General features: G+C 67.9%; 14 protein-coding genes and 1 pseudogene. 9 read left to right on the forward strand and 6 right to left on the reverse strand.

Going from position 1 to position 19019, the window contains the following annotated elements; all coding sequences use genetic code 11:
- Positions 1-38 precede the first annotated feature (38 nt).
- Complete coding sequence (locus tag ACFT2C_RS11555; RefSeq protein WP_377207193.1) at positions 39-686, forward strand: DUF624 domain-containing protein; 648 nt, start codon at positions 39-41, stop codon at positions 684-686.
- A 122-nt stretch (positions 687-808) separates the two neighbouring features.
- Here ACFT2C_RS11555 and ACFT2C_RS11560 read toward each other — a convergent pair whose 3' ends face one another.
- The 5 genes and pseudogenes from ACFT2C_RS11560 to ACFT2C_RS11580 all read right to left on the reverse strand — a co-directional run.
- Positions 809-2560, reverse strand: a complete 1752-nt coding sequence (locus ACFT2C_RS11560) for an ABC transporter substrate-binding protein (protein ID WP_377207194.1) — start codon at positions 2558-2560, stop codon at positions 809-811.
- Positions 2561-2641: 81 nt separating this feature from the next.
- Complete coding sequence (locus ACFT2C_RS11565; RefSeq protein ID WP_377207195.1) at positions 2642-4387, reverse strand: ABC transporter substrate-binding protein; 1746 nt, start codon at positions 4385-4387, stop codon at positions 2642-2644.
- Positions 4388-4462: 75 nt separating this feature from the next.
- On the reverse strand, positions 4463-5386 hold the full coding sequence (locus tag ACFT2C_RS11570; protein ID WP_377207196.1) for a carbohydrate ABC transporter permease: 924 nt from the start codon (positions 5384-5386) through the stop codon (positions 4463-4465).
- Between the two features lie 15 nt (positions 5387-5401).
- Complete coding sequence (locus ACFT2C_RS11575; RefSeq protein WP_377207197.1) at positions 5402-6418, reverse strand: ABC transporter permease subunit; 1017 nt, start codon at positions 6416-6418, stop codon at positions 5402-5404.
- A gap of 398 nt (positions 6419-6816) precedes the next feature.
- A pseudogene (locus ACFT2C_RS11580) lies at positions 6817-6996 on the reverse strand (LacI family transcriptional regulator); the annotation flags it as partial.
- Between the two features lie 187 nt (positions 6997-7183).
- Here ACFT2C_RS11580 and ACFT2C_RS11585 point away from each other — a divergent pair.
- The 3 genes from ACFT2C_RS11585 to ACFT2C_RS11595 are packed head-to-tail and all read left to right on the forward strand — an operon-like array spanning position 7184 to position 10781.
- Positions 7184-8827, forward strand: coding sequence for an extracellular solute-binding protein (locus ACFT2C_RS11585; RefSeq protein WP_377207198.1), 1644 nt, complete (start codon positions 7184-7186; stop codon positions 8825-8827).
- The gene (locus tag ACFT2C_RS11590; protein ID WP_377207199.1) at positions 8824-9777 is read left to right on the forward strand and encodes an ABC transporter permease; all 954 of its coding nucleotides are present in this window, start codon (positions 8824-8826) and stop codon (positions 9775-9777) included. Before ACFT2C_RS11585 ends, ACFT2C_RS11590 begins: the two co-directional genes overlap by 4 nt.
- Entirely contained in the window at positions 9774-10781 is a 1008-nt protein-coding gene (locus tag ACFT2C_RS11595; RefSeq protein WP_377207200.1) for a carbohydrate ABC transporter permease, read from the forward strand. Before ACFT2C_RS11590 ends, ACFT2C_RS11595 begins: the two co-directional genes overlap by 4 nt.
- 20 nt (positions 10782-10801) lie before the next feature.
- Here the strand turns inward: ACFT2C_RS11595 and ACFT2C_RS11600 are convergent, their stop codons facing one another.
- Positions 10802-11818 (reverse strand): LacI family DNA-binding transcriptional regulator, encoded by a 1017-nt coding sequence (locus tag ACFT2C_RS11600; protein ID WP_377207201.1) that lies wholly within the window; start codon positions 11816-11818, stop codon positions 10802-10804.
- 258 nt (positions 11819-12076) lie between these two features.
- On the opposite strand from ACFT2C_RS11600, the gene ACFT2C_RS11605 reads away from it, so the two are divergent.
- Genes ACFT2C_RS11605 through ACFT2C_RS11625 form a run of 5 tightly spaced genes read left to right on the forward strand, consistent with a single transcriptional unit; the run spans position 12077 to position 18990 of the window.
- Positions 12077-13381, forward strand: a complete 1305-nt coding sequence (locus tag ACFT2C_RS11605) for an ABC transporter substrate-binding protein (protein WP_377207202.1) — start codon at positions 12077-12079, stop codon at positions 13379-13381.
- Complete coding sequence (locus ACFT2C_RS11610; RefSeq protein WP_377207203.1) at positions 13374-14351, forward strand: carbohydrate ABC transporter permease; 978 nt, start codon at positions 13374-13376, stop codon at positions 14349-14351. Before ACFT2C_RS11605 ends, ACFT2C_RS11610 begins: the two co-directional genes overlap by 8 nt.
- 1 nt (position 14352) lies before the next feature.
- Positions 14353-15237 (forward strand): carbohydrate ABC transporter permease, encoded by an 885-nt coding sequence (locus ACFT2C_RS11615; RefSeq protein ID WP_377207204.1) that lies wholly within the window; start codon positions 14353-14355, stop codon positions 15235-15237.
- A gap of 43 nt (positions 15238-15280) precedes the next feature.
- Positions 15281-17557, forward strand: coding sequence for an alpha-xylosidase (gene yicI / locus ACFT2C_RS11620; RefSeq protein ID WP_377207205.1), 2277 nt, complete (start codon positions 15281-15283; stop codon positions 17555-17557).
- The gene (locus tag ACFT2C_RS11625) at positions 17554-18990 is read left to right on the forward strand and encodes a GH1 family beta-glucosidase (protein WP_377207206.1); all 1437 of its coding nucleotides are present in this window, start codon (positions 17554-17556) and stop codon (positions 18988-18990) included. The genes yicI and ACFT2C_RS11625 overlap by 4 nt, the downstream gene beginning before the upstream one ends.
- Positions 18991-19019: the final 29 nt, after the last annotated feature.

The raw sequence follows: 19019 nt of genomic DNA on the forward strand, positions 1-19019 counted from the left end.
GGACTACGGCAGGATGACGACCGCGTGAGGACGACAGCATGAGGATCGACCCCGACAGCCGGAGCGTGCAGGGACTGACGACGTTCCTGCAGTTCGTCGCGCTCAACCTGCTGTACCTCGTGGCCTGCCTGCCGGTGGTGACCGCCGGGGCCGCTACCGCCGCGCTCTACGAGGTGGCGCTGCGGTACGCCGACGAGGAACGCGGCTACCTGATCTCGGGGTTCTTCCTCGCGCTGCGGCGCAACGTGTGGCGGGGCACCGCCGTCGGGCTGCTGCTCGGTGTGCCGATCGCGATGGCGGCCTTCGCCGCGGCCTTCTGGCTGGCGCTCGGCAGCGCCGTCGGGACCGCGGTCGGCACGGTCGCGGTGCTGCTCACCGCCTACCTGGCAGCCGCGCTCCTGTTCGGCCTGGCGCTGGTCGCGCGGTTCGCCGAACCGATCGGCCGGATCGTGCGCAACGCCCTGCTGCTGCCGCTCGCCGAGCCGCTGCGCACGCTCGCTCTGCTGCTGCGGCCGGTCGCGACGGTGAGCCTGCTGTACGTGTACCCGCAGGCTGTGGTGCTCGTGGTGACGATTGGGTTCTCGGTGGGCGCGTACGTGGACGCGCTCGTGCTGCAGAGCGTGTTCCGGCGGCGCAGTGGAGATCCCACGGCGCTCGACCCGGTCAGCCCGCACTCCGGCGAGTAGAGCGAAAGCGGTCCGCGAAGTAGAGCGCCTGTCCGGATCTCCCTCGGCAAACACAGGGGACATCCGGACAGGCGCTCTACTTCGCGGACCGCTTTCGTGTGCCGCTATCTACCGCTCAGGGCTCAGCCGAACTCGTTGGCGACCGCTTCGCGGGCCTCGTTCTGGGACTTGGCGCTGGCCAGGTCGACCTCGAGGACCTTCTCGTAGCCCAGGCCGTTCGCCGTCTCCTGCATCTCGGCGAGCAGGGCGTCGAACTCGGCCTCGTCCTTGGCGAAGGCCATCTTCCAGGAGTGCTCCACGATCGTGGCCTTGACCTGGTTGCGCAAGGTCTCGATCTCGGAGCTGTCCGTCGGGGTGGTGAAGCTCGCGCCCGGTGCGACCAGCAGCTGGTCCTTGGACTGCAGGTACTCCATGGGCGTCTTGGCGCCGCCCATCTTCTTGGACCAGTCCTCGGTGAGCGGGTTGACCGCCGTCTTCTGGTAGCTCGGCCAGAACTTGTAGTTGTACGGGTAGCCCGTTCGCGGGTCCTCGGAGTTCTGCAGGACGCCGCTCATGTTCAGGGTCGAGCCGCCGTCCTTGTACGTACCGCCGCCCCACTCGGCCGGCAGCTCCTCGCCGCCACCCTCCAGGAGGGCCTTCCGGCCGAACTCGGTCATCTCCGGCCCGTCGGCCCCGTCCTCCCAGGTCAGGCCCTGAGGACCGGCGCCCGCATTGTCGGAGGAGTTGGACTCGACGCCCTCCGGCGAGTAGAGCCAGTCGATGAACGCCGCCATCCGAGCCGGGTCCTCGGCCTTCGAGCCGATGCCGAAGACCAGCCCGCTGCCATACACATCGGCGCCGCGGGAGAGGATCTTCTGGTCCTGCATCGGCACGATCTGGAAGCCCTTGCCCTTGGCCATGTTCTCTTCGGTGTTGTACGCCGCCGCGCCCAGCCACGGCCACCAGGACAGCAGGACCTGGCCGCTCTGGTACTTGGCGAACATCGTGTCGTAGTTCTGCGTCGTCGACTCCGGGTCGACGAGACCCATCTGGTTCGCCTCATAGTAGAACTTCAGCGCACGCACGTACTGCGAGCCGGAGTCGAGGACGCCGTGGTCGTCGGACCCGTCGGCCTTGGACTCGGCGAAGCCCATGTGCTCGTACCCGTAGAGGGCCGGCGGCTGCCCCGCCATGGTCATCACGTTGCCGTCCCAGTCCTTGAACAGCGACATGGCGTACGTCGGCTTGCCGTTGTCGGCCTTCGGGTGCGCGTCCTGCATCTCCTTGAGCACCGGCAGGAGGTCCTCGAGGGTGCCGATCTCGGGGTAGCCGGCGTCGGCGTAGTAGTCCCACCGCAGGTACGGGCCGAACGTCGGCTCGACGCCGTCGGACGTCTCGGTCGGCTTGATCGAGGACATCATGGTCGGGAAGGCGTAGACGCCGTCCTTGCCCTCGTTGAGATGCTGGACCGCCGTGTCGTAGCCGGAGACGTTCTTCATGGACTCGTAGTAGGGCGACGCGTCGAGCATGAGGCCGCCCTCGACGAGCTCGTCGGCCTGCTTGCCCTTGCCGACGATGATGAGGTCGCCGAGCTCGCCGCTCGCGACGCGGGTGTTGTAGAGCGTGTCACCGCCGCCCGAGACGTTCGGGGAAAGGATGTTCAGCTCGATGTTGAACTTGTCCTTGACGATCTTGCCGAACCAGCCGCCCTGGATGCCGTTGTAGTTGGCTACGCCGTCGAAGACGTCGACCGTCAGCGGCTCGGCCTTGGACCAGTCCTGGTCGATCGACACCGCCTCGACGTCGTCCGACGTCCCCGACCCCGTGCAGGCGGCGAGGGACAGCACCCCCAGCAGCGGAGCCGCCAGCATCGCTATGGCCTTGCGTGATCTCATGACACTCCCTTGTGTGGCACGGAATTGTGTGGCACGGAACTGTGTGCGCGGAACTGTGTTGTCACGGAACGCGGTGGGCGCTCAGCCGAGCTCGTCGGCGACCGCGACGCGGGCCTCGTTCTGCGCCTTGGCGTTGGCCATGTCGACATCGAGGACCTTCTCGTAGCCCAGGCCGTTCACCGTCTCCTGCAGCTGGGCGAGCAGGCTGTCGAACTCGGCGTCGTCCTTGGCGAAGGCCATCTTCCAGGAGTACTCGACGATGCTGGCCTTGACCTGGTTGCGCAGTGTCTCGATCTCCGAGTCGTCCGTCGGGGCGGCGAAACCCGACCCCGGCGCCACGATGAGCTGGTCGTTGTCCTGCAGGTACTGCATGGTGGTCGTCGCGCCCATGCGCTTGGACCAGTCCTCCGTCAGCGGGTTGGCGACGGTCTCCTGGTAGCTGGGCCAGTACTTGTAGGCGTACGGGAAGTCCGTGTTCGGGTTCACCTCGGCGGGCAGCACCGCCGACACGTTGAGCGCCGAGCCGCCGTCCTTGTACTTTCCGCCGCCCCACTCGGCCGGCACGTCCGCGTCGCCCTCCAGGAGGGCCTTCCGGCCGAAATCGGTGAGCTTCGGTCCGTCAGGCCCGTCCTCCCAGGTCAGGCCCTCAGGACCGGTGTTGCCCATGGTGTCGGCGGAGGTGGACTGGACACCCTCCGGCGAGTAGAGCCAGTCGATGAACGCCGCGATGCGAGCCGGGTCCTCGGCCTTCGAGCCGATGCCGTAGACCAGCCCGCCGCCGTAGGCCTCGGCGCCGTACGTGAAGATCTTCTGGTCCTCCATCGGCACGAGCTCGAAGCCCTTGCCCTTGGCCATGTTCTGCTCGGTGTTGTACGCCGACTGGCCCAGCCACGGCCACCAGGACAGCAGGACCTGGCCGGCCTGGTACTTGGCGAACATCGTGTCGTAGTTCTGCGTGGTCGACTCCGGGTCGACGAGGCCCATCTGGTTCGCCTTGTTGTAGAACTTCAGCGCGCGCACGTACTGCGAGTCGGTGTCGATGATGCTCTGGTAGTCCGAGCCGTCGGCCTTGGCGAGCACGAAGCCCATCTCGTCGTAGCCGTAGAGGGTCGTCGGCTGCTTGCCCATCACCATCATGTTGCCGTCCCAGTCCTTGAACAGGGAGACGGCGTAGACCGGCTTGCCGTTGTCGGCCTTCGGGTGCGCGTCCTGCATCTCCTTGAGCACCGGCAGGAGGTCCTCGAGGGTGCCGATCTCGGGGTAGCCGGCGTCGGCGTAGTAGTCCCACCGCAGGTACGGGCCGAACGTCGGGTCGATGCTCTCGCCCGGCTCGGTCGGCTTGATCGTGGAGACCGTGGTCGGGAAGGCGTAGACCCCGTCCTTCCCCTCGTTCAGGTTCTGGACCGCCGTGTCGTACGCGGAGGCGTTCTTCATGGACTCGTAGTAGGGGGATGCGTCGAGCATGAGGCCGCCCTCGACCAGCTCGTCGGCCTGCTTGCCCTTGCCGACGATGATGAGGTCGCCGAGCTCGCCGCTCGCGACGCGGGTGTTGTAGAGCGTGTCGCCGCCGCCCGCGACGTTCGGGGCGAGGATGTTCAGCTCGATGTTGAACTTGTCCTTGACGATCTTGCCGAACCAGCCGCCCTGGATGCCCTGGTAGTTGGCCGGGCCGTCGAAGACGTCGATCGTGAGGGGCTCGGCCTTGGACCAGTCCTGGTCGAGCGACACCGCCTCGGTGTCCGGCGTGCCCGACCCCGTGCAGGCGGTGAGGGACAGAATTCCCAGCAGCGGAGCCACCAGCATCGCTGTGGCCTTGTGTGATCTCATGACACTCCTTTGTGTTGCACGGAACTGTGTTGCACGGAACTGTGTTGCGCGAGAACTGTGTTGCGCGAGAAGCGGTCAGCCCTTGACCGCGCCGAGCATGATGCCCTTGACGAAGTACCGCTGGAACAGCGGGTAGACGAAGATGATCGGCAGGACCACGATCACGGCGACCGTCATACGGATCGACGTCGGCGTCTGTGTCGTGGCGGCGGAGACGATCGCGCCGAGGTTGCCCTGCGCGTTCTGTGCCGCCGTGGCCAGGCTGTTGGCCTGGTTGAGATAGGTGTAGAGCGTGTACTGCAGGGGGTAGAGCTTCTGGTCCGTGACGTAGAGCAGCGTGTCCTGGAACGAGTTCCACTGGGCCACGGCGGAGAAGATCGCCACGGTCGCGAGGATCGGCGTCATGTTCGGGAGGATGATCCGGAAGAAGATCGTCACGATCCCGGCGCCGTCGATCTCGGCGGCCTCCTGCAGCGACTGCGGCAGCGACTCCACGTACGTCTTGACGAGGATGATGTTGAAGGGCTGCACGATCGCCGGGAGGATGTAGACCCAGAAGTTGTTGGTCAGCCCGAGCGTGTGGATCGTGACGTACACCGGGATGAGGCCGGCGTTGAAGTACATCGTGAAGATGACGAGCCGATACCAGAGGGAGCGGTTCCGGAGGCGTTCCTGCGTGAACATGAAGCCGAGGAACGCCGACGCGAGGACCGTGGTCCCCGTGCCGATCACGGTGCGCGCGATCGAGACCATCATCGAGCTCGTCAGCCCTGGCAGCCCCAGGATCTGTTCGTAGTTCGACAGGTGGAGGCCGACCGGCCACAGGCGCACGTCGCCGAGCGCGCTGAGGTCGTTCGCGCTGACCGAGTTGATGATCAGGTAGTAGAACGGGTAGCCGCACACCAGCGCGAAGAGCAGGAAGCCGGCGTAGTTGGTGAGGGCGAACGGGATGTCGCCGCGGGCGCGGCGCAGACGGGGCCCAGTGTCCGTAGTGGTCACGACGTCGGTCCTTTCCTAGATGATCGACGACCCGCGGGCGCGCTTGGCGATCGCGTTGGCGGCGAGCAGGAGTGCGAGCGAGATCAGGCTCTTGAGCATGCTGAGGACCGTCGCCAGCGACAGGCTGTTCCCGGTCATACCGACGTTGTAGACGTACAGGTCGAGCACCTGGATGTGTTCCCTGTTGAAGGCGTTCTGGAAGACGAAGTACTGCTCCATGCCGTTGTTCAGGATGTTGGCGATGGAGAGGACCAGCAGCACCACGTAGGTCGGCATCAGCATTGGGAACGTGATGTAGCGCATGAGCTGGAACCGGTTGGCGCCGTCGATCCGGGCCGACTCGTACAGCGACTGGTCGATGCCGGCGATGGCAGCGAGGTACATGATCGCGCCCCAGCCCAGGCCCTTCCACAGGCTCCAGGCGAGCATGGTCAGCCAGATGTGCTGGTCGCTGTCCAGGAACTTCATCGGGACCGTGATCAGCCCCCAGTCGTGCAGCGTGGTGTTGACCAGGCCCGACGTCGAGAACATCGAGAACGCGATCATGTACACGAGCACCCACGAGATGAAGTTCGGGAGCGTCGTGAGCGTCTGCACCGCGTTCCGGAACCAGCTGGCCCGGACCTCGTTGAGCAGCATCGCGAAGAAGACCGGCAGCAGCGACGTCGCGATGCCGAGGAAGCTCATGGCGAGGGTGTTCGCCATGACCTGCCCGATCTGCTCGAGCTGCGTCTGGGACGAGACCAGGATCTGGAACCACTGCCACCCGACGAACTCGCTGCCGCCCAGGCCGAGGGCCGGCTTGTAGTCGTAGAACGCTGTCACCCAGCCGAGCAGCGGCAGGTACGAGAACACGAACACGAGCACGAGGAAGGGCAGGATGACGAGAAACATCGACCGCGAGCTCTTGCCGTGGGCCGGCGCCTGTCTGCGCCGGCCGCGACCACCGCCCCTGTCCGCGTCGGCGGGTCCGGCATCCGGCGACGTGCGCGCACCGAGCACCTCCTGCGGCGCTCCCTGGGTAAGGCTCACGTGTCACTCCCTCGTGATCGGCCACATCGATGTGGCGGCGCGACGGCGAGCTGGAAGAGGCCAGCCCCGTCGAAGCGCTTCGATATTTTTACCAGAGATGCGCCTTGCCGTGCAATGACCAAAAGTTCACGGTTCGGCAACGAACGTCAGGAGCGTTCGTTGTCGAACCGTCGCGAGCTGGGGTGCTGCTCGGTCGTTCCGCGAGGTCAGGAGGGCAGAGTGGTCAGGAAGGTGCCGGCGTGCGCGGCTGTCAGTCGGGCTTGCCGGCCGGCCCGAACGCGGAGCTCTCCCGCTCGGTGAGCACGGCGGAGAGCAGGGTAGCGGACGGCTGCTCGCCCTCGAGGCACGCCATGACCCACGTCGACGGCGACAGCGCATCCCGAAGACCAGCATCATGACCGCGGGTCGTCGGCCTCGATGTCCATCATGGCCAGGGCGCCGACCATGGAGCCGCCGGTCACGCGGTCGAGGCCGCTCACGTCGTCCTGGGTCAGCAGCAGGACGTCGTGGTCGAAGTCCCGCGCACGGGTGACCACGCCCGCGACGAACTGCATGATGACGGGCACGCTGACACCTACGTGCCCGAGGGCGTGCTTGAGGGCGGGCGCCGTCTTCCAGTCCGGACAAGTCGTTGCCTCCCCTGCGCCCTCTGCCCTACTGTCGTGATGTCGACGGAGGTCGAAGCGCTTCGACATTGATTCGGCCGCCTTCCGTCGTTGACCGGGCACACTGACGTGCCGCGCTGCCCACGAAGGAGTGAAAGCCATGACAGCATCCCTGCTGACCGGTCGGCTGGACCGACGGTCGTTCCTCGGCTTCCTGGCGGTCGGAGCCGGCGTCGTCGGCGTACCGTCGCTGCTCACATCGTGCACCACCGCCGGCGGGTCCTCTGCGGCCCCTGGGGTCGTGACTGCCGGAAACCTGCCCGCCTACGTGCCCGTGGAGTACGCGAAGCCGGACTTCCCCAGCGTCAACGGCTCCACCGCGGGCTACGCCACCATGCCCGAGGAGCTCGTCACCGTCTTCGACTCGCCGCCCGGCTCGGGCGGCACCTACACGGCGATGACGCCGCTGTGGGCGGCGCTCCCGCCCACCGAGGGCAACCGGTACTTCGACGCGGTGAACGAGGCGGCCGGGACCACGATCAAGTTCCAGATCTCGGACGGCAACACCTACGGCGACAAGCTCGCCGCCGTGCTCGCGTCGCCGAAGGACGTGCCGGACTGGGTGTGCGTGCCCACGTGGAACGTCCCGCCGCGGTTCAACCAGGCCGTCGAGGGGGTGTTCGAGGACCTCACGCCCTTCCTGGCCGGCGACAAGGTGAAGAAGTACAAGAACCTCGCCAACATCCCGACGGACGCCTGGAAGTTCTGCGTCTTCGAGGACAAGCTCTACGGCCTGCCGTTCCCGGGAGACGTCATCGGGAACGCGATCTTCTACCGCGCCGACCTGTTCGAGGAGCAGGGCATCACCGAGCTGCCAGCCAGCGCCCAGGACCTGCTCGACCTGTGCAAGGAGCTCACCGACCCCGGCAAGAAGCAGTGGGGCGCCAACGACCTGTGGACGGCCGCGGGCATGATGTTCGCGGTGCCGAACCTCTGGAAGCTGGCAGACGACGGCTCGCTGATCCACAGGATCGAGACCGAGGAGTACCGGGCCGCCCTGGAATGGCAGATCAAGCTGTACAAGCAGGGCTCGGTGCACCCCGACGCCGTGGCCGACCACCCGGAGGCGCAGAAGCCGAACTTCGAGTCCGGCCAGGTCCTGATCACCGCCGACGGCGTCGGCGGCTGGGCCGAGGCGCTGGGCCGGATGCAGGAGGTGAACCCGGACTACGACCAGCGCCCCTTCGCACCGTTCGCCGCCGACGGCGGCACGCCGGTGATCTGGAGGGGCCAGCCGGTCGGCATCTTCTCGTTCCTGAAGAAGAACGACGACAAGGCGAAGATCGAGGAGCTGCTCGCAGTGGCCGACTTCCTGGCCGCGCCGTTCGGCACCACCGAGTACGCGCTGATCAGATACGGCGAGGAAGGCACGCACTACACGCTCGACAAGCAGGGCCTGCCGGTCCCGACCGAGCTCGCGGCCACCGAGGTGCAGGGGTCGTACATCTTCCTGGTGGACCCGCCGGTGGTGAACTCCACGGTGCAGTACCCGGGCTTCGTCGAGGCATTCTGCACGTGGATGGCCGACGGCGCCCAGTACCTCGCCGACCCGCCGTTCTATGGCATGCAGATCTCCGAGCCGGCCCAGTACGCGGCGCTGAAGACGCCGTTCGAGGACCTCGAGAAGGACATCGCGCGCGGGCGCAAGACGATGAAGGACCTCGATGCCGCCGTAGCGACCTGGAGCAGCTCCGGCGGTGAGGAACTGCGCGCGTTCTACCAGGACATCCTGGACAAGCAGTGAGTGCCACGAAATCGACGGTCAGTGGTCCGCCGCGCCGCAAGATACCTTGGACCACGCGGGCGCGGCGGGACCGTTCGCTGCTCATCATGGTGGCTCCGGCCGTCCTGCTGCTGGCCGTGTTCGCCTACGTGCCGATGCTCGGCAACGTGGTGGCCTGGCAGGACTACTCCCCGTACATCGGGATCCAGGAGAGCCCGTTCGTGGGGTGGGCCAACTTCGCGCGCGTGTTCACCAACCCGCTGTTCCTCGACGCGGTGGTGAACACGCTGATCATCACCGCGTTCCAGCTGGTTTTCTTCTTCCCGGTGCCCATCGTGCTGGCCCTGCTGCTGAACAGCGTGCTGACCCCGGGCCTGCGCTCCACCATCCAGTCGATCGTGTACCTGCCGCACTTCTTCTCCTGGGTGATCGTCGTGACGATCTTCCAGCAGATCTTCGGCGGTGCCGGCGTCGTGTCGACCCGGCTGCGTGAGGCGGGGTACTCGGGGTTCGACCTGATGACCAATCCGGACACGTTCCTGCTGCTCATCACGGCGCAGTCCGTCTGGAAGGACGCCGGCTGGGGGATCATCATCTTCCTCGCGGCGCTCGCCACCGTGGACCCACAGCTCTACGAGGCGTCGGTGGTCGACGGCGCCGGCCGGTGGCGTCGCATGTGGCACGTGACCCTCCCTGCGATGCGGCCGGTGATCATCCTGCTGCTGATCCTGCGGCTGGGCGACTCGCTCACCGTCGGGTTCGAGCAGCTCATCCTCCAGCGCGGCGCCGTCGGGACCGACGTCGCGGAGGTGCTCGACACATTCGTCTACTACCAGGGCGTCGTGAACGGCGACTGGGCCTTCGCCGCCGCCGCCGGGCTCGTCAAGGGCCTGGTCTCGCTCGCCCTGGTGCTCGGGGCCAACAAGCTCGCCCACCTCGTGGGCGAGGCGGGGGTGTACCAGCGCGCATGACAATCCGAACAGAGAATCACACCAAGAAGCACGCGCCGAAGCAGCCGGAGCGGCGGCCGTCGAAGCGACCACCCCAGCGCTCGGCCCGATACCGCGCCTTGCTGCGCGGCAAGAACAGGCCGGTCTGGGAGGAGGACCCCAGCCCGCTGGGACTTCTCGTCAAGGCGGTGGCGCTGCTGCTCATCGTGGGTACGGTGATCTACCCCCTGTACACGGTGGTGCTCACCAGCATCTCCACCCAGGCGGACATCACCCGGGCCGGTGGCCTCGTCACCGTGCCCGGCGGCCTGACGCTGTCGGCCTACAGCCAGATCCTGTCCGGCGGGATCGTCACGCGGGCCACGATCGTCAGCATCGGGATCACGGTGGTCGGTACGGTGCTCTCCACCACGGTGTCCGTGCTCGGGGCGTTCGGGCTGAGCAGACCGGGCTCCTTCGCCCACCGGCCGGTGCTGTTCATCTTCCTTGTCACCATGTTCTTCGGTGCGGGGATGATCCCGACCTACCTGCTGGTGAGCAACCTCGGGCTGATCGACAGCTACTGGTCGCTCATCCTCCCGGGGGCGGTGAGCGCGTTCAACGTACTCATCCTGCGGGCGTTCTTCATGGGAATCGACCAGTCCATCATCGACGCCGCCCGGATCGACGGCGCGGGGGACTGGCGCATCCTGGGGCAGATCGTCCTGCCCATGTCGAGGGCTGTGATAGCGGTGGTCTCGCTGTTCTACGGCGTCGGCTACTGGAACGCGTTCTTCAACGCGATGCTCTACATCAACGACAACGCGAAGTGGCCGCTGCAGCTTGTGCTGCGGTCCTATGTGCTGCAGGGGGTGACGCTCCCCGGCAGCGGCGTGGGCCAGGTCGACGTTGACGCCGGCGCGGTGACCGGCCTGCCCGTGAAGATGGCGGTGATGATACTGGCGATCGTGCCGATCCTCGTGGTGTACCCGCTGGTACAGCGGCACTTCACGAAGGGCGTCATCTTCGGCGCCATCAAGGGGTGAGCAACGGGGTGTGCCCGCCGTCAGCCGCTCGCGGCGGCGGGTCCGAACGCCGAGCTTGCGCGCTCGGTGAGCACGGGGGCGAGCAGCCGGGTCTCGGACGGCTGCTCGCCTTCGAGACGTGCCATGACCATGTCGACGGCCACCTTGCCGATGTCCTCGGCGGGCAGGTCGATGCTGGTCATCGGGATGCGCTGGGAGAGTGCCACGTCCCTGGGGCACACCGCCACGACAGACATGTCGGCGCCGACGACGATGCCGCGATCGGCCAGCCGCGCCAGGACGTGGGGGAGCGCCGCCTCGTTGTGCACGATGATCCCCGTGGTGTCCGGAGCGGTCGCCAGCAGCGTGTCCACGGCCTCCGATGCGCCGGACGGCGTGGTGTCGCACGCCTCTACCTTGACCGTCACGCCGGAGCTCGTGGCCTGGTTGCGCAGCCCGCGTATCAGCCGCTCGGCGTAGGACGTGTGCCGCCGCAGCACCTCGGGTGGCGAGCCGATGAGTGCGATGTCTGTGTGGCCGGCGTTCGCGAGGTGCCGGACGGCGAGCCGGCCTGCGGCCTCGAAGTCGAGGTCGACGCAGCTCAGCCCTTCCGGGTCCTGCGGCAGGCCGATGAGCACGGTGGGCTGCTTGGCGGCGGCCACGAGCGGCACGCGCGGGTCGTCGGCCTCGATGTCCATCATGACCAGGGCGTCCACCATGGAGCCGCCGGTCACGCGGTCGAGGCCGCTCACGTCGTCCTGGGTCAGCAGCAGGACGTCGTGGTCGAAGTCCCGCGCACGGGTGACCACGCCCGCGACGAACTGCATGATGACGGGCACGCTCACCCCCACGCGCAGCGGCGCCATGAGCGCTATGACGTTGGTGCGGGACGAGGCCAGCGCCCGCGCCCCGGCATGCGGTCGGTAGCCGAGCTTTTCGATCGCGCGCTCCACGCGAGCCCGCGTGGGCGCGGAGATGGGCCGCTTGCCCGACAGCACGTACGACACGGTCGAGGTCGAGACCCCCGCCGACTTGGCGACGTCGTCGATCGTAGCCACAGTGCTCCTTTCGGTCCGGCATCGCAGTGTATTTGTGTGAGTGTGCCTGGTGCAGTGGCAGGTGGTGACCACGGCGCGCCGGACACAAGTGTGTCGCACGTTAGGGAAGCGCTTCGACGATAGTCTAGTCATTTTGTCTCAGATCGCTACTGGACACGTGTGTATGCCTGGGGTTAGCGTGTTGAAACGCTTCGACGATCCTGGCGCAGCAGTTGGATCGTCCGAGCCCCTGTGGGCTCTGTGAACCAAGGAGATGCAATGAAGCACAAGCGGACCATGACTGCCGTGGCGGCCGCGCTGGCCGGCGCCCTGGCGCTGACTGGCTGCACCGGCCAGAGCGCCGCCGGCGGCGACACCGATGACAGCACGCTGACGATCTGGCACTACGAGAACGAGGACTCGGCGATGGGCCAGGCGTGGGCCAAGGCCATCGAGATCTTCAAGGAGGAGAACCCGGACGTCACGGTCGACGTCGAGAAGCAGACGTTCGAGCAGATCCAGAAGAACGCCAAGATCGTGCTCACGGGCGACGACGTGCCCGACGTCATGGAGTTCAACAAGGGCAACGCGACGGCGGGCCAGCTCGCCGCGCAGGGCCTCCTGACCCCGCTGACCGACGCTGCCACCGAGCGCGGCTGGGACGAGAAGCTGACCGGCTCGCTCGCGACCACCGCGACGTACGACGAGCAGGGGCTCATGGGCTCCGGCGAGTGGTACGGGGTGCCGAACTACGGCGAGTTCGTCGGGGTCTACTACAACAAGGACATGTTCGCCGAGCAGGGGCTCGAGGTGCCGACCACCCTCGACGAGTTCGACGACGTGCTGGCCGCCTTCAAGAAGAAGGGCATCACGCCGCTGGCCGAGGCCGGCGCCGAGTACCCGCTGGGCCAGCTCTGGTACGAGCTCGTGCTCGCCTACGGCGACCGCGCCCTGGTCGACGACTACCAGCTCTTCAAGAACGACGTCGACTTCCACAACGAGGCGATGACCAAGGCCACCGAGAAGCTCGACGAGTGGATCGACAAGGGCTACATCGCTTCCGACTCCGCGGCGCTCACCGCCGAGGACATGGGCGTCTCGTTCATCGACGGCACGTACCCGCTCATGGTCAGCGGGTCCTGGTGGTTCGGCCGCCTCGTCGCGGAGACCAAGGCCGACTGGGGCCAGTTCAACTTCCCGGGTAACACGCTGCACACGGGCTCGTCGGGAAACCTCTGGGTGGTCCCGACCAACGCCGACTCCCCGAGCCTGGCCGAGGAGTTCATCGACATCACGCTGCGGCCCGAGGTGCAGAACGTGCTTGCCGAGGAGGGCGGCCTGCCCGTGGCCGGCGACGCGTCGGTGATCAAGGACGAGCGCACGCGCGAGCTCACGGAGAACTTCCAGGCGATCCTGGACGACGACGGCCTCGCGTTCTACCCGGACTGGCCGGTGGCCGGCTACTACGACGTGATCGTCAGCGAGCTGCAGTCCCTGGTCAACCGGTCCAAGACGCCGTCCGAGGTGCTGGACGGGCTGCAGAGCTCGTACGACGAGGGCAAGGCCGACCTGCTCGATGGCTGACAGCACCCTGACCGAAGAGCGCTCGCGGGCGGCCGGCCGCCCGCGAGCCTCGCGCGGGACGCGCCGCCGTCGGGCAGCGTGGGTGGGGTACCTGCCCTACCTGCTGCCCGGCGCGGCCGCGTTCATCGTGGTGATCGGGTACCCGCTCGTGACGAACGTGTACTTCAGCCTGTTCAAGTGGCGCGGCGGCATGGCGCCGCTGCGCTGGAACGGGCTGGGCAACTACGTGGACCTGCTGGGCGACGACAAGTTCTGGACGTCGTTCGGCAACTCGCTGGCGATGATCGTCGCGATGGTGCTGGTGCCCACGCTGCTGGGCCTGGTGCTCGCGGCGGTGCTGTTCGACTACCTCGGACGGCGGTTCGGCGAGCGCGTCTCGTCGGTGCTGCGGGCCACGTACTACCTGCCGCAGATCCTGCCCGTCGCTGTGGCGGGCGTGCTGTGGAACTGGATCCTGAACTCCCAGACCGGCGCGCTCAACGTGATCCTGCGCGGGATCGGCGTCGAGACGCCGCCCAACTGGCTGGGCGATCCCAGCACGGCCCTGCCGTCGGTGATGCTCGTGCTGATCTGGGTGCAGATGGGCTACCCGGTGGTCATCTTCATGGCCGCGCTGCAGCGCGTGGACCCGGAGCTCTACGAGGCGGCCGAGCTCGACGGCGCCGGCTGGTGGGACCGGTTCCGGGCCATCACCGTGCCCCAGATCCGGCCGGAGACCTTCGTGGTGACGCTGACCTGCACGGTGGCGGCCCTGAAGGTGTTCGGGCCCATCTACGTGCTGACCCGCGGCGGGCCCGAGAGCTCGACCCTCGTGCCGAGCTACTACTCGTACCTGAACTTCTTCGACAAGTCGCAGGTCGGCTACGGGTCCGCGATCGCCACGGTGCTCACGCTCGTGATCGTGGCGGTGGCGCTGATCATCCTCGGCCTGCAGAACCGGGCCGAACGACGTGAGAGGGAGGGGGTCTGACATGGCCGTCGCCACAGACCTGCGGCCCACCCAGGTGCGGGCCACCGCGATCGACTCCCGGTACCGGCGCGGCGCGGGCCGCTGGCTCGTCCTGGCCACCGCGGTGCTCGTGGGCCTCGCCGTCCTCGCGCCGTTCGGGATCATGCTGCTCAACGCGTTCAAGTCGCCGCAGGACTACGCGGCGAACGGGCCGCTGTCCCTGCCGTCGGGCCTCTACCTCGACGGCGTGGTGGCCTTCTGGGAGCGCACCGACTTCCCGGTCAAGCTCTGGAACTCGGTGTTCATCGCAGGCGTAGTGGCCGTGCTGGGGGCGCTGCTGTCCCTGCTCAACGCGTACGCGATAGGCATCGGCCGGGTGAAGGGGCGGCTGTGGATCGTCGCACTGTTCCTGCTGGCGAACATGCTGCCGCAGGAGGCGCTGATCTACCCGTTGTTCACCATGGCGCAGTCCGTCGGGCTGTCGAACTCGCAGTGGTCGGTGATCATCATCTTCACGGTCATCCAGTCGGCGTTCGGTACCTATCTGCTGTCCTCGGTGCTGGGCACGTTCCCGCCCGCGCTCCTGGAGGCGGCGGCGCTCGACGGCGCGACCCGGTGGCGCATCCTCTGGCAGGTCGTGTTCCCGATCGTGCGGCCGACGCTCTCGGTCCTGATGATCTTCTTCTTCATCTGGACCTGGAACGAGTTCTTCATCCCGCTGGTGATGCTGACCAGCAACGACACCCAGACCATCCCCATCGCCCTGGCCTCCCTGCAGGGCGATCGCATGATGGACGCACCGACCATCAACGCGGGCTCGCTCGTCTCCCTCGTGCCGGCCGTCGTGTTCTTCCTGATCTTCCAGCGCACCCTGACCCGGGGCGTGACTGCCGGGGCGGTCAAGTGAGCCCGTCCCATAACGCCGAACAGAAACGAGTGAGGCTTCAGCCATGAGATTCACCGACGGCTACTGGAATCTGCGCCCCGGCGTCGAGATGCTCCGTCCCCGCGACATCGACTCGGTCGAGGCGGGCACCGACACCCTGACCGTGTACGCGCCCACGGCGCCGATCACGCGGCGCGGCGACACCCTGAACCGCCCGGTGGTGACCGTGACGTTCGACGCCCCGGCGGACGACGTGATCGGCGTCCGGATCGAGCACCACCAGGGCCGCCGCGACCCCGGCCCGCACTTCGCGGTCAACCGGGAGCCGGGCGCGGTCAAGGTCGTCGTGCCCGGCGAGCTGGGCGAGGGCCCCGCAGAGCTGGTCTCCGGCGGGCTCACGGCGCGCGTCTCGACCGACGGCCCGTGGCACGTCGACTTCGTGGCCGACGGCGAGGTGCTCACCTCCTCCTCCGACCGGAGCGTCGGGATCGCGAGCACGCCGGACGGCGACTTCGTGCACGAGCAGCTCGGGCTCGGCGTCGGCGAGCACGTCTACGGCCTGGGCGAGCGGTTCGGCGCGTTCGTGAAGAACGGCCAGAGCGTCGACGTCTGGAACGAGGACGGCGGCACCGCGAGCGAGCAGGCGTACAAGAACGTGCCGTTCTACCTGACCGACCGCGGCTACGGCGTGTTCGTGGCCCACCCCGAGCGGGTGTCGTTCGAGGTGGGCTCCGAGGTGGTCAGCCGCGCCCAGTTCTCGGTGCCCGGGCAGTCGCTCCAGTACTACGTCATCCACGGCCCGACGCCGGCCGACATCCTGCGCCGGTACACGGCCCTGACCGGGCGGCCCGCCGTCGTCCCGGCCTGGTCGTACGGGCTGTGGCTGTCGACGTCGTTCACCACGAGCTACGACGAGGAGACCGTCAACAGCTTCATCGACGGCATGGCCGAGCGGGACATCCCGCTGACTGTCTTCCACTTCGACTGCTTCTGGATGCGGCAGTTCCACTGGTGCGACTTCGTGTGGGACCCGGCGACGTTCCCGGACCCCGAGGGCATGCTGGCCCGGCTGCACGACCGCGGCCTGAAGGTCTGCGTGTGGATCAACCCCTACATCGCCCAGCGCTCGCACCTGTTCCGCGAGGGTCAGGAAAAGGGGTACCTGGTCAAGACGCCGGAGGGCGACGTCTGGCAGTGGGACAAGTGGCAGGCCGGCATGGGCCTGGTCGACTTCACCAACCCCGACGCCGCCGCCTGGTACCGGGACAAGCTGCGCGTGCTGCTGGGCCAGGGCGTGGACGCCTTCAAGACCGACTTCGGCGAGCGCATCCCCACGGACGTCGTCTGGCACGACGGGTCCGACCCGCAGCGGATGCACAACTACTACGCGAGCCTCTACAACAAGGTCGTCTTCGAGCTCCTCGAGGAGGAGCGGGGGCACGGCGAGGCCGTGGTGTTCGCGCGGTCCGCGACCGCGGGCACGCAGGCCTACCCGGTGCACTGGGGCGGCGACTGCGAGTCCACGTTCGTCTCCATGGCGGAGTCCCTGCGCGGCGGCCTGTCGCTGTCGCTGTCCGGGTTCGGCTACTGGAGCCACGACATCGGCGGGTTCGAGGGCACGCCCGACCCCGCGGTGTTCAAGCGGTGGGCCGCGTTCGGCCTGCTGTCCTCGCACTCGCGGCTGCACGGGTCCAGCTCCTACCGCGTCCCGTGGGCGTTCGACGACGAGGCCGTCGACGTCACGCGGAAGTTCACGAAGCTGAAGCTGCGGCTCATGCCGTACCTCGGCCGGCTCGGCCACGTGGCCGCCGAGGAGGGCACGCCGGTCATGCGCCCGATGGTGCTGCAGTTCCCCGAGGACCGGACCGCCGCGTCCGTCGACACCCAGTACATGCTGGGGCCGTCGCTGCTGGTCGCGCCCGTCTTCCACGAGTCCCGCGCGGAGTACTACCTGCCGGAGGGTGAGTGGACCCGCCTGCCGGACGTGGCCGCGGCCGGCCTGGCACCGACCGTCACTGGTTCGCGCTGGGTCGCCGAGGAGCACGGCTTCGACACCCTCCCGGTGCTCGTGCGGCCCGGCACGGTGCTGCCCGTCGGCGCGCGGGACGACCGGCCCGACTACGCGTGGGCCGAGGGCGTGACGCTACGCTGCACACGTCTGCCCGAGGGGTTCGACGAGGAGGTCCTGGTACCCGGCGGCACCGGCGCCCCGGCGACGTTCCGTGTGCGGTACGCATCCGGCGTCGTGCAGGTGACCAGCGACGACGCGCCCGGCGAGTGGAGCGTCGAGAATGACGGAAAGATCGTTCGGGCCACCGGCCCGGGAGAGGTGACACTGTGAGCGCACGGACATTCCCCACGGAGTTCCTCTGGGGATCGGCGACGGCGTCGTACCAGATCGAGGGCGGCGCGAGCGAGGGCGGGCGCGGCCCGTCCATCTGGGACACGTTCTCGCACACCCCCGGCAAGACGCTGAACGGTGACACGGGCGACGTCGCGGACGACCACTTCCACCGGTGGCAGGAGGACGTCGAGCACATCAAGAACCTGGGGCTCGGCGCGTACCGGTTCTCCATCGCGTGGCCGCGCGTGCAGCCGGGCGGCTCGGGCGAGTTCAACGCCGAGGGCATCCGGTTCTACTCCGACCTCGTCGACGGGCTGCTCGCCGCGGGCGTGAAGCCCGTGGTCACGCTCTACCACTGGGACCTGCCGCAGGAGCTGGAGGACGCCGGCGGCTGGACCAACCGCGAGACCGCTTATGCCTTCGGCCGGTACGCGCGGCGGATGGCGGAGGAGCTGGGCGACCGCATCGACGTCTGGACCACGCTCAACGAGCCCTGGTGCACGGCGTACCTGGGCTACGGCTCGGGCGTCCACGCACCGGGCCGCACGGAGCCCCTGGCCGCGCTGCAGGCGGTGCACCACCTGAACCTGGCGCACGGCCTCGCCGTCCAGCAGATCCGCGAGGTGCTCGGCGACGCCGCGAGGACGTCGATCACCCTGAACCTGCACGTGTTCCGGCCGGACGACCCGTCGTCCGAAGCGGACCAGGGCGCCGTCCGGAAGGTCGACGCACTGGCCAACCGGGCGTTCCTCGGGCCGGTCCTGGACGGCGCGTACCCCGCCGACCTGCTGGAGAACACCGCGTCGGTCACCGACTGGTCGTTCGTGCAGGATGGCGACCTGGAGATCACCCAGCAGCCGCTCGACGTGCTGGGCGTCAACTACTACTCGACGGCGCGCGTGCGGCACTTCTCCGGGCAGGGGGAGCGCCAGCAGGCCGACGGCCACAAGGACTCCGCCGGCACCCCCTGGATCGCGGCGGACGACGTCGAGTTCCTGCCGCAGCCCGGCCCGTACACCGCCATGGGCTGGAACATCGAGCCGTCCGGTCTCACGGACCTGCTGATCTCGCTGCGCGACACCTACCCGGACCAGCCGCTCATGGTCACCGAGAACGGCGCGGCGTTCGACGACGAGGTCACCGTCGAGGACGGCGTCGCGCGGGTGCACGACGCGCTGCGCGTGTCCTACCTGCACGACCACGTCGAGGCCCTCGGCCTCGCGCGCGACAAGGGCGTGGACGTGCGCGGGTACTTCGCGTGGTCGCTGCTCGACAACTTCGAGTGGGCCTACGGGTACGACCGCCGGTTCGGCATCATCCGGGTCGACTACGAGACCCAGGAGCGCACCTGGAAGGACTCGGCGTACTGGTACCGCCGCCTGGCGACGACGGGCGTGCTCCCCGGCACGGACGAGGTCTCCCCGGCCTAGTTGTCAGACCCCCGAGCAGCTGTCAGACG

Source organism: Promicromonospora sp. NPDC057138 (assembly GCF_042670845.1).
Classification (GTDB): Bacteria; Actinomycetota; Actinomycetes; order Actinomycetales; family Cellulomonadaceae; genus Promicromonospora.